Raw genomic sequence first — 12,697 nt, forward strand, 5'->3', positions numbered from 1 at the left:
GCGTGCGTTACCTCCTGCGCAAGCTCGGCTTCTACGCCATCGCCGCCTGGATGGCGGTCACCGTCAACTTCTTCCTCCCGCGTCTCATCCCCGGCGACCCGGTGGAGATGATGCTCGCCCGACAGGCCCAGTCCGGGCCCGTCGAGCCCGGTCAGGAAGAGGCGCTGGCCGCGATGCTGGGCCTTGGCCACGGTAACCTCCTCGTCCAGTACGGCGACTATCTGCGCGCGCTCGCCCGCCTCGACTTCGGGCTCTCCGTCACGTACTTCCCGAGCCCGGTCACCGAGGTCGTCGGCGACGCCGTCCCCTGGACGCTCGTCCTGGTCGGCGCCGCCACCCTGCTCAGCGTCGCCCTCGGCCTCACCCTCGGCACCCTGGCCGGATGGCGGCGCGGCAGCTGGTTCGACTCCCTCGTCCCCTCCACCACCTTCCTCGCCGCGATCCCCTACTTCTGGCTCGCCCTGCTGCTCCTCTACCTCTTCGGCCAGGTGTGGGGCGTACTGCCGCTCGGCGGCGGCTACGACGAGACGCTGGACATCGGCCTCGGCGGCGCCTTCCTGACCTCCGCCGCCGAACACGCCGTGCTGCCCGCCGCCACCATCGTGCTCAGCTCGGTCGGCGGCTGGATGCTCGGCATGCGCAACATGATGGTCTCCACCCTGGCCGAGGATTACGTGGTCGCCGCCGAGGCCAAGGGGCTGCCGCCGCGCACGATCATGGTCGGGTACGCGGCCCGCAACGCCGTCCTGCCCTCGGTCGCCGGATTCGCCATCTCGCTCGGCTTCATCGTCAGCGGCTCGCTCGTCATGGAGATCGTCTTCTCGTACCCCGGTATGGGCTTCACCCTGCTCCAGGCCGTGCAGAACACCGACTATCCGCTCATGCAGGCCGTGTTCCTCGTCATCACCTTCGGCGTGCTCGCCGCCAACTTCCTGGTGGACCTGGTGTACGGCTTCGTCGACCCCCGTACCAGGCAGGCCCGATGACGCCCTCCGTGACCGCACCCCCCGTCACCACACCCCGCGCGACCGGCCGCGGCTGGCTGCGGCCCGCGCTGCGCTCCCGCCGCTTCGCCGCGGGGCTCGCCCTGCTCACCGTCTTCGTCCTCACCGCGGCGCTCGGCCCCTGGCTGGTCAGCGACCCGAACGCCTTCACCACCGACCTCGGTCAGGCACCGGGAGGGGCGCACTGGCTCGGCACCACCCAGACCGGGCAGGACGTTCTCGCCCAGCTCGTCGTCTCCGCCCGTGGCACGCTCCTGATCGGCGCCGCCTCCGCCCTCATCGCGACCGCCGTCTCCGTCGTCGTCGGGATCGGCGGCGGCTTCCTCGGCGGGCTCGCGGACGAGGCGCTGTCCCTGATCAGCAACGTCTTCCTGGTCATCCCCGGGCTGCCGCTGGTCATCGTCGTGTCCGCGTACGTCAAGGGCGGCGGACCCTGGTCCACCATCCTCGTCATCGCCCTCACCAGCTGGGCCGCCTCCGCCCGGGTGCTGCGCGCCCAGACGCTGTCGCTGCGTACCCGCGACTATGTGCTGGCGGCGCGGGTGTACGGGGAGAAGCGATGGCGGATCGTGCTGGTGGAGATCCTCCCGAACGAACTCGCCATCATCGTCTCCCAGTTCATCTTCGCGGTGATCTTCGCGATCCTCACCCAGGCCGGTCTGGCGTTCCTGGGCCTCGCCGACCCGTCCCATCTCACCTGGGGCACGATGCTCTACTTCGCCCAGAACGCGGAGGCCCTGACCAGCGGCGCCTGGTGGTGGTTCATCCCGCCCGGCCTGTGTATCGCCGCCCTCGGCACGGCCCTGTCGCTGATCAGCTTCGGCCTGGACGAGGTCCTGGACCCGCGGCTGCGCGTACGTCACCCCAGGAAGGTGAGCGCATGACGGACGATGTGGTGCTGCGCGCCGAGCACATCAGCGTGACGTACGAGGGCGAACGCCCCACCCACGCCGTACGCGACGTCAGCTTCGAGCTGCGGCGCGGCGAACTCCTCGGCATCGCGGGCGAGTCCGGCTGCGGCAAGTCGACGCTCGCGTACGCCGTCGCCCGCATGCTGGCGCCCCCGGCGCGGCTCACCGGGGGGCGGGTCACCCACCACGACCGGGCGGGCGCCGCAACGGATCTGCTCGCGCTCGAGGGGGAGGCGCTGCGGGCCTTCCGCTGGTCGCGGCTGTCCGTCGTCTTCCAGTCCGCCATGAACGCGCTCAACCCGGTGACCACCGTGGGCCGCCAGTTCGACGACATCTTCCGCGCCCACCGCCCCCGCATGCGCCGTCCCGAGCGGTACGAACGCGCCCGCGCCCTCCTCGACATGGTCGGCATCGACCCGGCCCGGGTGCGGGCGTATCCGCACGAGCTGTCCGGCGGCATGCGGCAGCGCGTCGTCATCGCTATGGCGCTCGCGCTCGAACCCGAGATCGTCATCATGGACGAGCCGACGACCGCGCTCGACGTCGTCGTCCAGCGCGAAATCCTGGACGAGGTGCAGCGGCTCCGCGACGATCTCGGCTTCAGCGTCGTCTTCATCACCCACGACCTGTCACTGCTGCTGGAGATCAGCGACCGGCTGGCCGTGATGTACGCGGGCTCGATCGTCGAGTACGGGCCCGCGGAGCGCATCGCCGCCGACCCCGCCCACCCCTACACCCAGGGCCTGCTGCGCTCCTTCCCCGACCTCGCGGGCGAACGCCGCGCCCTGCGCGGCATCCCCGGCTCCCCGCCGGACCTGCGTGACGCGCTGCCCGGCTGCCCCTTCGCCGCCCGCTGCGAGCACGCCTTCGACCCCTGCGCCACGACACCTCCGCCCCTCGTCCCCCTTGGCCTCCTCGCCCCGGGCACCTCCGCCGCCTGCCACCTCCACGCGGTGGCGCGGGCGGGGGCGGTCCCCCGACCGGAAGAAGGGCGGCAGCCGTGACCGCACCGGAGGTACCCGCGCTTGAGGTGACCGGCCTCACCGTCGACTTCCCGCAGCGCGGCCGGGTGCCGTTCCGGGCCGTGGACCGGGTGTCGTTCGCGCTGCACGCCGGGCGGACGCTCGCGCTCGTGGGCGAGTCCGGGAGCGGCAAGTCGACCGTCGTACGGGCCCTGTCGCGGCTGGTGGCGCCCACGGCGGGGGAGGTGCGGCTGGGCGGGGCGCGGCGCACGCGCGGGACGGAGTACCGGCGGGCCGTCCAGATGGTGTTCCAGGACCCGTTCGCCTCGCTCAACCCCGCGCACACCGTCGGCCACCACCTCATCCGCCCGCTCCTGGTCAACGGCCGGGCGCGGCGCGGGGTGGACGCCGAGGCGGAGGCGTACGAGCTGCTGCGGTCGGTGAACCTCACGCCCGCCGACGACGTGGCGCGCAAGCGCCCGTACGAGCTGTCGGGCGGGCAGCGGCAGCGCGTCGCGATCGCCCGCGCGCTGGCGCCGGGGCCCGGGGTGCTGCTGGCCGACGAGCCGGTGTCGATGCTGGACGTATCGATCCGGCTGGAAATCCTGGGGTTGCTGGACCGGCTCAAGGACGAGCGCGGGCTCGCCCTGCTGTACGTCACCCACGACCTGGCCACCGCCCGGCACTTCGCCTCCGAGGTGATGGTCATGTACCGGGGGGAGATCGTGGAGCGCGGCCCCAGCGACGAGGTGATCCTCGCCCCCCGCCATCCGTACACCCAGGCGCTGGCCGCCGCCGCGCCCAGCTCGGCCGCGGGCCGGGAGCGGGCGCGGGCGGCCCGCGCCGAACGGCTGGCGGGGCGGGCGCGGCGGGACGCGGAGCGGCGGGAGGTGGTCGTCGGGGACGGCTGCAGGTACCGGCCGCGCTGCCCGTACGCCATGGACGCCTGTACGCGGCGGCCGCCCGAGACGGAGGTGGGCCCGGGCCATCGCTCGCTGTGCTGGTTACGGACGGACACGAAGGACAGCGTTGTCGACTCCTCTGCGTAGTTTGTCCGGACAACAGAACTTCACGACTTCCCGTCATCTGTTCATCCGGCTACGCTCGCCCCGTGGCAAAGCAGGGAGAAGACACCTCCGGCGGGGCGGATGCGCTCCAGTTCAGCGTGGACCGCAGCAGCCCGGTCCCGCTCTACTTCCAGCTGTCCCAGCAGCTCGAGTCGGCGATCGAAAAGGGGCGGCTGGCACCGGGGAGCCTGCTCGGCAATGAGATCGAGCTGGCCGGACGGCTCGGGCTGTCCCGCCCCACCGTCCGCCAGGCCATCCAGTCCCTGGTCGACAAGGGACTGCTGGTGCGGCGCCGAGGCGTCGGCACCCAGGTGGTGCACAGCCAGGTCAAGCGCCCCTTGGAGCTGAGCAGCCTCTACGACGACCTGGAGGCCGCGGGCCAGCGCCCCGCCACCCGGGTGCTGCTGAACACCACCGAGCCCGCCACCGCCGAGGTCGCCGCCGCGCTCGGCATCGCGGAGGGCACCGAGGTGGTGGTGATCGAGCGGCTGCGGCTGGCGCACGGCGAGCCCATGGCGCACCTGTCCAACCGGCTCCCGGCCGGGCTGCTCACGCTGGACAGCGCGGAGCTGGAGGACACCGGCCTCTACCGGCTGATGCGCGCCGCGGGGATCACCCTGCACAGCGCCCGCCAGGCGGTCGGCGCCCGCGCGGCCAGCGCCGACGAGGGCAAGCAGCTCGGCGAGCCCGAGGGCGCACCGCTGCTGACCATGGAGCGGACCACCTTCGACGACACGGGCCGGGCGGTCGAGTTCGGCTCGCACACCTACCGCGCCTCGCGCTACGCGTTCGAGTTCCAGCTGCTCGTACGTCCTTGATCCACACCGCGCCCACAGCCCCCCGGAACCCCGGCCGCGCCCCGTAACGGATACTTGGCGGCGGCCGGGGCCGATCATGTCGTTCCCGGCCACCGACATGAAACGGGACGAGAGGGACGAGGCTTCTTCGTGGCCAGAGTTGGGACAGGGGCACGCGCGCTGACCGCCGCCGTGCTGGCGACACTGCTGGGCGCGGCCCTGGCGGGGTGCAGCAGTACGGGCGGGCTGCGGGCCGAGAAGCGGGCCGCGCAGGCGGCCTCGGGGCACGCGGCGGTCAACACCCCACGGATGACCTTCGCCATGGTCACCCACTCCGGCGACGGCGACACGTTCTGGGACATCGTGCAGAACGGGGCCAAGCAGGCCGCCGTCAAGGACAACGTCAAGTTCCTCTACGCCCACAACGAGGAGGGCAAGGAACAGGCCCAGCTGGTCCAGTCGTACATCGACCAGAAGGTCGACGGACTGATCGTCACCCTCGCCAAGCCCGACGCGATGAAGTCGGTCGTGCGGCGCGCCGAGAAGGCCGGAATACCGGTGATCACGGTCAACTCCGGGTCCGCGGAGTCCAAGAAGTTCGGCGCGCTCACCCACGTCGGCCAGGACGAGACCATCGCGGGCGAGGCCGTCGGCGACGAGCTGAACAAGCGCGGCCGCAAGAAGGCCCTGTGCGTCCTGCACGAGCAGGGCAACGTGGGCCATGAGCAGCGCTGCGACGGCGCGGAGAAGACCTTCGACGGAAAGCTGCAGAAGATCTACGTCGAGGGCACCAACATGCCCGACGTGGAGTCCTCCATCGAGGCCAAGCTCCAGTCCGACCAGGACATCGACACCGTCCTCACCCTGGGCGCGCCGTTCGCCGACACCGCCGCCCAGGCCGTCGAGCAGTCGGGCAGCAAGGCCGAGATCGACACCTTCGACCTCAACGCGAAGGTCGCGGCCGGGCTGGAGGACGGCACGCTGGGCTTCGCCGTCGACCAGCAGCCGTACCTCCAGGGGTACGAGGCGGTCGACCTGCTCTGGCTCCAGCGGTACAACGCCGATGTGCTCGGCGGCGGCAAGCCGGTCCTCACCGGCCCGCAGATCGTCACCAAGGACGACGCCAAGAAGCTGGCGGCGTTCACGAAGCGGGGCACCCGATGAGCGCGGAGACGGGATCCACGCAATCCCTTCCGCAGGAACAGGAGAACGACTCCGAGGCGCGCCCGGCGGCGCGGACCCCGTGGCCGCGCCGCCTGGCGGGCCGCCCGGAGCTGGGCGCGGTCGTCGGCGCCGCCGCCGTCTTCGTCTTCTTCTCCATCGCCGCCCCCGCCTTCCTCCAGTGGTCGAGCTTCAGCACCGTGCTGTACGCCTCGTCGACCATCGGGATCATGGCGGTGCCGGTCGCGCTGCTGATGATCGGCGGCGAGTTCGACCTGTCGACCGGCGTCCTGGTCACCTCGTCCGCGCTGATCTCGTCGATGTTCTCGTACCAGATGACGGCGAACGTCTGGGTCGGCGCCGGGGTGTCCCTGCTGGTCACCCTCGCCATCGGCTTCTTCAACGGCTATCTGCTGGTGCGCACCAACCTGCCGAGCTTCATCATCACGCTCGGCACCTTCCTGATCCTCCAGGGCTGCAACCTCGGCTTCACCAAGCTGATCAGCGAGACCGTCTCCACCAAGACCATCGCCGACATGGAGGGCTTCCCCTCCGCGCGTCAGGTCTTCGCCTCCCACCTGACCATCGGGGATGTGGAGCTGCAGATCACCGTGGTGTGGTGGTTCGCCCTGATCGCGCTCGCCACCTGGATCCTGCTGCGCACCCGCGCCGGGAACTGGATCTTCGCGGTGGGCGGCGCCAAGGAGGCGGCCCGCGCGGTCGGCGTGCCGGTGAACCGCACCAAGATCGGGCTCTATATGGGCGTCGCCCTGGCGGCCTGGATCTCCGGCCAGCATCTGCTGTTCAAGTACGACACCGTCCAGTCCGGTGAGGGCGTCGGCAACGAGCTGCTGTACATCATCGCGGCCGTCATCGGCGGCTGCCTGCTGACCGGCGGCTACGGCTCGGCGGTCGGCGCCGCCGTCGGCGCGTTCATCTTCGGCATGACGAACAAGGGCATCGTGTACGCGCAGTGGGGCGCGGACTGGTTCAAGTTCTTCCTCGGGGCGATGCTGCTGCTCGCCACGCTGCTCAACTGGTGGGTCCGCAAGCGGGCGGAGGCAAGCGCATGAGCACCGACAGCACGCCGGAGACGCCGCAGACGCCGCTGATCGCGCTGCGCGACATCGGCAAGTACTACGGCAACGTCAAGGCCCTGGAGGGCGTCTCGCTCGACGTCCACGCCGGGCGGATCACCTGTGTCCTCGGCGACAACGGCGCGGGCAAGTCCACCCTCATCAAGGTCGTCGCCGGGCTGCACCAGCACGACGAGGGCACCATCGCGGTCGAGGGGGAGGAGACCCGGCTCGGCTCGCCGCGCGAGGCCCTGGACCGGGGCGTCGCCACGGTCTACCAGGACCTGGCCGTCGTTCCGCTGATGCCGGTGTGGCGGAACTTCTTCCTCGGCTCCGAGATCCGCAAGGGCCGAGGCCCCTTCGCCCGCCTCGACGTGGCCGCCATGCGCGAGACCACCCACCGTGAGCTGCTGCGCATGGGCATCGACCTGCGCGACGTCGACCAGCCCATCGGCACCCTCTCCGGCGGACAGCGCCAGTGCGTGGCGATCGCCCGCGCCGTCCACTTCGGCGCCAAGGTCCTGGTCCTGGACGAGCCGACGGCGGCGCTGGGCGTCAAGCAGTCCGGGGTGGTGCTCAAGTACGTCGCCGCCGCGCGCGACGCGGGGCTCGGCGTGGTGCTGATCACACATAACCCCCACCACGCCTACCTGGTCGGCGATCGCTTCGTCCTTCTCAAGCGGGGCGCGATGGCGGGCAGCCACGCCAAGGACGAGATCACTCTGGACGAGCTGACCCGCCAGATGGCAGGCGGCAGCGAGCTGGAACAGCTCACCCACGAGCTGGCCCGGTAAGCGCCCCTGGGGCGGGGCTTGCCATGCACCGCGAGGCGCTGTTGAGGCACAATCGCACGGCGGGCCCCACCCGCGTCATGACCACCGCACGCCGAGGCCCCGGCCTCCCGAGACCCCCGCAGGGACGACGAACTCTTGCGAGCACGCACCCGCAGCGACCGCACCCCCCGCACCGGTGAAGGGGCCGGCCGATGAGCATCTACCGCGAAAGAGTGCACCGGGGCTCGGCCCGGGCCACCGTGCTGCGGACCGTCGGCACGCGTGAGCGCCGCTCGCATCTGAGCGCGCCCCGGGTCCCCACGGTCGGCATCGACATCGGTGGCACGAAGGTGATGGCCGGGGTCGTCGACGCCGACGGCAACATCCTGGAGAAGCAGCGCACAGAGACGCCCGACAAGTCCAAGAGCCCCAAGGTCGTCGAGGACACGATCACCGAACTCGTCCTGGACCTGTCCGACCGGCACGATGTGCACGCGGTCGGCATCGGGGCGGCGGGCTGGGTGGACGCGGACCGCAACCGGGTCCTGTTCGCGCCGCACCTGTCCTGGCGCAATGAGCCGCTGCGCGACCGGCTGGCCCAGCGGCTGGCCGTGCCGGTCATGGTCGACAACGACGCGAACGCGGCGGCGTGGGCCGAGTGGCGGTTCGGCGCCGGGCGCGGCGAGGACCATCTCGTCATGATCACGCTCGGTACCGGCATCGGCGGCGCGATCCTGGAGGACGGCCAGGTCAAGCGCGGCAAGTACGGGGTCGCGGGGGAGTTCGGCCATATGCAGGTCGTGCCCGCCGGACACCGCTGCCCGTGCGGCAACCGGGGCTGCTGGGAGCAGTACAGCTCCGGCAACGCGCTGGTCCGGGAGGCCCGGGAGCTGGCCGCCGCCGAGTCGCCGGTGGCGTACGGGATCACCGACCGGGTCGGCGGCAACATCCAGGAGATCACCGGGCCGCTGATCACCGAGCTGGCCCGGGACGGCGATGCCATGTGCATCGAACTCCTCCAGGACATCGGCCAGTGGCTGGGGGTCGGCATCGCCAACCTCGCCGCCGCCCTCGACCCGTCCTGCTTCGTGATCGGGGGTGGTGTCAGCGCCGCCGACGATCTGCTGATCGGCCCGGCCCGGGACGCGTTCCGGCGCACCCTGACCGGGCGCGGCTACCGGCCGGAGGCCCGTATCGTCAAGGCCCAGCTGGGGCCCGAGGCCGGGATGGTCGGCGCCGCCGACCTCGCCCGGCTCGTCGCCCGCCGCTTCCGCCGCGCCACCCGCCGCCGGGTCGAACGGTACGAGCGTGCCGGGACCTCCTCCCCGCTGCGGCTGGCGCCGCGCGGTCAGGCAGGCCGCGAATGAGCGCCGCGGAGCAGCACCAGCACCCCGGCGTGTCCGCCGGTGACACCGGTGACGCCGGTGCGGGCCGCAGCCCGGCGCGCCGCTGGCTCAAGGGCGTGATCGTCTTCCTGCTGATCGCGATCCCGGCGGGCTATCTGGCGATCTCCGCCATGCAGAGCCGTGACGGCGGCTCGGAGAAGGTCCAGTCGGCCAAGGCCAAGGGCCTGTCCGCGGGCTATCCGTCCCGGGTGCAGCGGCGCATCTACGACGTTCCGGTTCCGCAGCAGTCGCGCAAGGTCGCCTCCTTCGAGACGAACTCCTGGAAGACCAGCTCGCTGTACGTGCAGTTCGTCACCTCCCGCGACGGACTCGACCGCTTCCTGGCCAAGCTCGGCACCCGTCGCTCCGCGCTGGAGAAGGACGCGGTGACGATCACCGGCGAGCAGGCGAAGAGGGTGGGCTGGCAGGTCGGAGCGGCTGGTCACGACTGGTCCGGAATGGTGATCAAGCAGAAGGAACCGCAGCCCAAGCTGAGGATCACGGTCAGGAACGACAACCCGGCCCATCCGAAGGTCTACGTGGTCTCCACCGTCACGCCGTAGGGACCCCTACGACGTTCGGGATACCGTTTCCGGGTGAGCGAGACCAAGACACTTCAGTACCGGACCGACGGCCCCGAGGACGGGCCCGTACTCGTCCTCGGCCCGTCGCTGGGCACGACCTGGCACATGTGGGACCGCCAGATACCCGAGCTGTCCCGCCACTGGCGCGTCCTCCGCTTCGACCTCCCGGGCCACGGCGGCTCGCCCGCCCACCCCGCCCCCTCCGTGGCGGAACTCGCGGCCCGGCTGCTGGCCACCCTCGACATGCTGGGCATCGACCGCTTCGGCTACGCGGGCTGTTCGCTCGGCGGGGCCGTCGGCGCCGAACTGGCGCTGCGACATCCCCTGAGAGTGGGCTCACTCGCGCTGGTCTCCGCCTCCCCGCGCTTCGGCACCGCCGACTCCTTCCGGCAGCGCGGCGTCGTGGTCCGCACCAACGGCCTCGACCCGATCGCCCGCGCCACCCCCGAGCGCTGGTTCACCCCCGTCTTCGCCGCCGCCCAGCCCGCCATCGTCGACTGGGCCGTCCAGATGGTCCGTACCACCGACCCCGGCTGCTACATCGCCGCGTGCGAGGCGCTGGCCGCCTTCGACATCCGCCCCGAGCTGGGCCGGATCGGCATCCCCACGCTGGTGCTGGCCGGGGCCGAGGACCAGGTCACCCCGGCCGCTGACGCCCGCGTCCTGGTGGCGGGCATACCCGACGCCCGGCTCGCGCTCGTCCCCGGCACCTCCCATCTGGCGCCCGTCGAGCAGCCCGCCGCCGTCACCGATCTGCTCGTACGCCACTTCTCCAGCTCGTGGCAGTCCTCGGACCATCCGACCGGGATGACGGCGGTCTCCGCCCCGTCCGTCAAGCCCGTGCTGACGCCGGTGCCGCCGCCGGTCACCGCGCCCGCGCCGCCGCGTGCCGCCCCGGCCGCCGCCGCGCCCGCCGGCCCTCCCGTCGAGATCGGCTACAGCCGGCCGTCCGAGCCGGTGGCGGACGGCCGCGCCGACCATTACGACCAAGGCATGAAGGTCCGGCGCGAGGTGCTGGGCGACGCCCATGTGGACCGCGCGGAGTCGCAGGTCGACGACTTCACCGGCGACTTCCAGGACTTCCTGACCCGCTATGTGTGGGGCGAGGTGTGGACCCGGCCCGGTATCGACCGCCGCACCCGCAGCGTGATCACCCTCACCGCCATGGCCGCCCGCGGCCACCTCGACGAACTGGCCTTCCACACCCGGGCCGCACTGCGCAACGGGCTGACGCCGACCGAGATCAAGGAAGTGCTGCTGCACACCGGCGTCTACTGCGGGGTGCCCGCCGCGAACTCGGCCTTCGCCGTCGCCCAGCGGGTCATCCGCGAGGAGACCCGTCCCGAGGAGTGACGCGGGAGCCGGGGGAGGACAATGATCCCCATGAAGCTCACCAAGAAGGGCCACGCCTGCGTCCGGCTGGAAAAGGACGGGCAGCGTCTCGTCATCGACCCCGGAGGCTTCAGCGAAGACGACGCGGCGGTCGGCGCGGACGCGATCCTGGTCACCCACGAGCACTTCGACCATTTCAACGAGGAGCGGCTGCGGGCGGCGCTCGACGCCAACCCCGCCACCCGGATCTGGACCCTCGCCAGCGTCGCCGGACAGATCTCCGCGGCGTTCCCCGGGCGAGTGCACACGGTCGGTGAGGGCGACACCTTCACCGCGGCCGGGTTCGAGGTCGAGGTGCACGGCCAGATGCACGCCGTCATCCATCCCGACATCCCCCGGATCACCAACGTCGGCTACGTCGTCGACGGAGCGGTCTTCCACCCGGGCGACGCGCTCACCGTCCCGGACCGCCCCGTGGAGACGCTGCTGCTGCCGCTGCACGCGCCCTGGAACAAGTTCTCCGAGATCCTCGACTACGTGCGTGAGGTCGCGCCGCGGCGGGCGGTCGACATCCACGACGCCCTGCTGTCCGACCTGGCCCCCATGGTCTACGGCCGGATGCTGGGCCCCGATGGCCCGGGTGCGGGCGGCGCCGAGCACATCCGGCTGACCCCGGGCGAGAGCCTCCCTCTCTGAGCGCTCTGAGCCGTGTCAGACCCGGGATGTAAGTTGTCCCCCATGCGCATCGCGACCTGGAACGTCAATTCGATCACCGCCCGGCTGCCCCGGCTGCTCGCCTGGCTGGAGAGCAGCGGCACGGATGTGCTGTGCGTCCAGGAGACCAAGTGCGCCGAGGCCGCGTTCCCCTTCGAGCCCCTGCGCGAGCTGGGCTACGAGGCCGCGGTCAACGCCACCGGCCGGTGGAACGGCGTGGCCGTCCTCTCCCGGGTCGGCCTCGCCGACGTGGTCTCCGGCCTCCCCGGCGGCCCCGACTACGACGGCGACCAGGAGCCGCGCGCCATAGCCGCCACGTGCGGTCCCGTCCGGGTCTGGTCGGTCTACGTGCCGAACGGGCGCGAGATCGGGCACCCGCACTACGACTACAAGCTGCGCTGGCTGGACGCGCTGCGGGCGACCGTGGCCGAGGACGCGAAGGGCTCCCGGCCCTTCGCCGTCCTCGGCGACTTCAACGTCGCCCCGACCGACGACGACGTCTGGGACCGCACCCGCTTCGACGGCCTCACCCATGTCACCGACAAGGAGCGCGAGGCCCTGTCCGCCCTGCGGGACGCGGGCCTGTCGGACGTCGTCCCCCGCCCCCTGAAGTACGACCACCCCTTCACGTACTGGGACTACCGGGAGCTGTGCTTCCCGAAGAACCGCGGCATGCGGATCGACTTGGTCTACGGCAACGAGCCGTTCGCCGGTGCGGTCGGGGACGCGTACGTGGACCGCGAGGAGCGCAAGGGCAAGGGCGCCTCCGACCACGCCCCGGTCGTGGTGGACCTCCAGGCGTAACCCGGCGGCCGGGTGCGCCTGCCCCGGGGGCTCTCGTGCGCGGGTGCGGCCCGGTGGGTGGGTTGTGCCCACCGGCCCCGTCCGCAAGGTCCCGGGGCCGGGGACGGAGCCCGCACGGGGTCCAGGG

13 protein-coding genes are annotated in these 12,697 nt (G+C 71.8%); all 13 read left to right on the forward strand.

Translation table 11 applies throughout. From position 1 onward, the window contains the following. The first annotated feature begins 2 nt into the window (after nt 1–2). Nucleotides 3–986 carry an ABC transporter permease gene (locus ACZ6CL_RS19185; RefSeq protein WP_468937297.1) on the forward strand — a complete coding sequence of 328 codons (984 nt, stop codon included), beginning with the start codon at nt 3–5 and terminating at the stop codon, nt 984–986. 8 nt (nt 987–994) lie between these two features. Beyond that, nucleotides 995–1,888: an ABC transporter permease gene (locus tag ACZ6CL_RS19190; RefSeq protein WP_468937298.1), complete on the forward strand. Its 894-nt coding sequence runs from the start codon at nt 995–997 to the stop codon at nt 1,886–1,888. Further along, entirely contained in the window at nt 1,885–2,919 is a 1,035-nt protein-coding gene (locus tag ACZ6CL_RS19195) for an ABC transporter ATP-binding protein (protein ID WP_468937299.1), read from the forward strand. The genes ACZ6CL_RS19190 and ACZ6CL_RS19195 overlap by 4 nt, the downstream gene beginning before the upstream one ends. Continuing rightward, complete coding sequence (locus ACZ6CL_RS19200) at nt 2,916–3,926, forward strand: ABC transporter ATP-binding protein (RefSeq protein WP_468937300.1); 1,011 nt, start codon at nt 2,916–2,918, stop codon at nt 3,924–3,926. The genes ACZ6CL_RS19195 and ACZ6CL_RS19200 overlap by 4 nt, the downstream gene beginning before the upstream one ends. 116 nt (nt 3,927–4,042) lie before the next feature. After that, nucleotides 4,043–4,762 carry a GntR family transcriptional regulator gene (locus ACZ6CL_RS19205; RefSeq protein ID WP_468937392.1) on the forward strand — a complete coding sequence of 240 codons (720 nt, stop codon included), beginning with the start codon at nt 4,043–4,045 and terminating at the stop codon, nt 4,760–4,762. Between the two features lie 159 nt (nt 4,763–4,921). Beyond that, nucleotides 4,922–5,905, forward strand: coding sequence for a sugar ABC transporter substrate-binding protein (locus ACZ6CL_RS19210; protein WP_468937393.1), 984 nt, complete (start codon nt 4,922–4,924; stop codon nt 5,903–5,905). Beyond that, nucleotides 5,902–6,975 (forward strand): ABC transporter permease, encoded by a 1,074-nt coding sequence (locus ACZ6CL_RS19215; protein WP_468937301.1) that lies wholly within the window; start codon nt 5,902–5,904, stop codon nt 6,973–6,975. Before ACZ6CL_RS19210 ends, ACZ6CL_RS19215 begins: the two co-directional genes overlap by 4 nt. Beyond that, a complete protein-coding gene (locus ACZ6CL_RS19220; RefSeq protein ID WP_468937302.1) occupies nt 6,972–7,772 on the forward strand; it encodes an ATP-binding cassette domain-containing protein in 801 nt (266 codons plus the stop codon). Before ACZ6CL_RS19215 ends, ACZ6CL_RS19220 begins: the two co-directional genes overlap by 4 nt. Before the next feature lie 191 nt (nt 7,773–7,963). Beyond that, entirely contained in the window at nt 7,964–9,118 is a 1,155-nt protein-coding gene (locus ACZ6CL_RS19225; protein WP_468937303.1) for an ROK family glucokinase, read from the forward strand. Further along, entirely contained in the window at nt 9,115–9,699 is a 585-nt protein-coding gene (locus tag ACZ6CL_RS19230) for a hypothetical protein (protein ID WP_468937304.1), read from the forward strand. The genes ACZ6CL_RS19225 and ACZ6CL_RS19230 overlap by 4 nt, the downstream gene beginning before the upstream one ends. Before the next feature lie 33 nt (nt 9,700–9,732). After that, nucleotides 9,733–11,073: a bifunctional 3-oxoadipate enol-lactonase/4-carboxymuconolactone decarboxylase PcaDC gene (gene pcaDC / locus ACZ6CL_RS19235; RefSeq protein ID WP_468937305.1), complete on the forward strand. Its 1,341-nt coding sequence runs from the start codon at nt 9,733–9,735 to the stop codon at nt 11,071–11,073. 30 nt (nt 11,074–11,103) lie between these two features. After that, complete coding sequence (locus tag ACZ6CL_RS19240; RefSeq protein WP_468937306.1) at nt 11,104–11,748, forward strand: MBL fold metallo-hydrolase; 645 nt, start codon at nt 11,104–11,106, stop codon at nt 11,746–11,748. 42 nt (nt 11,749–11,790) lie between these two features. Beyond that, nucleotides 11,791–12,570: an exodeoxyribonuclease III gene (locus ACZ6CL_RS19245; RefSeq protein WP_468937307.1), complete on the forward strand. Its 780-nt coding sequence runs from the start codon at nt 11,791–11,793 to the stop codon at nt 12,568–12,570. The last annotated feature ends 127 nt before the right edge of the window (nt 12,571–12,697 follow it).

It is taken from the genome of Streptomyces sp. NPDC041200 (assembly GCF_055591805.1).

Bases quoted from the DNA above. Each gene is read 5' to 3' on its own strand.
- ACZ6CL_RS19225 (WP_468937303.1), top strand. From the start codon at position 7,964: ATGAGCATCTACCGCGAAAGAGTGCACCGGGGCTCGGCCCGGGCCACC.
- ACZ6CL_RS19195 (WP_468937299.1), top strand. From the start codon at position 1,885: ATGACGGACGATGTGGTGCTGCGCGCCGAGCACATCAGCGTGACGTAC.
- ACZ6CL_RS19240 (WP_468937306.1), top strand. From the start codon at position 11,104: ATGAAGCTCACCAAGAAGGGCCACGCCTGCGTCCGGCTGGAAAAGGAC.
- ACZ6CL_RS19230 (WP_468937304.1), top strand. From the start codon at position 9,115: ATGAGCGCCGCGGAGCAGCACCAGCACCCCGGCGTGTCCGCCGGTGAC.
- ACZ6CL_RS19245 (WP_468937307.1), top strand. From the start codon at position 11,791: ATGCGCATCGCGACCTGGAACGTCAATTCGATCACCGCCCGGCTGCCC.
- ACZ6CL_RS19220 (WP_468937302.1), top strand. From the start codon at position 6,972: ATGAGCACCGACAGCACGCCGGAGACGCCGCAGACGCCGCTGATCGCG.
- ACZ6CL_RS19215 (WP_468937301.1), top strand. From the start codon at position 5,902: ATGAGCGCGGAGACGGGATCCACGCAATCCCTTCCGCAGGAACAGGAG.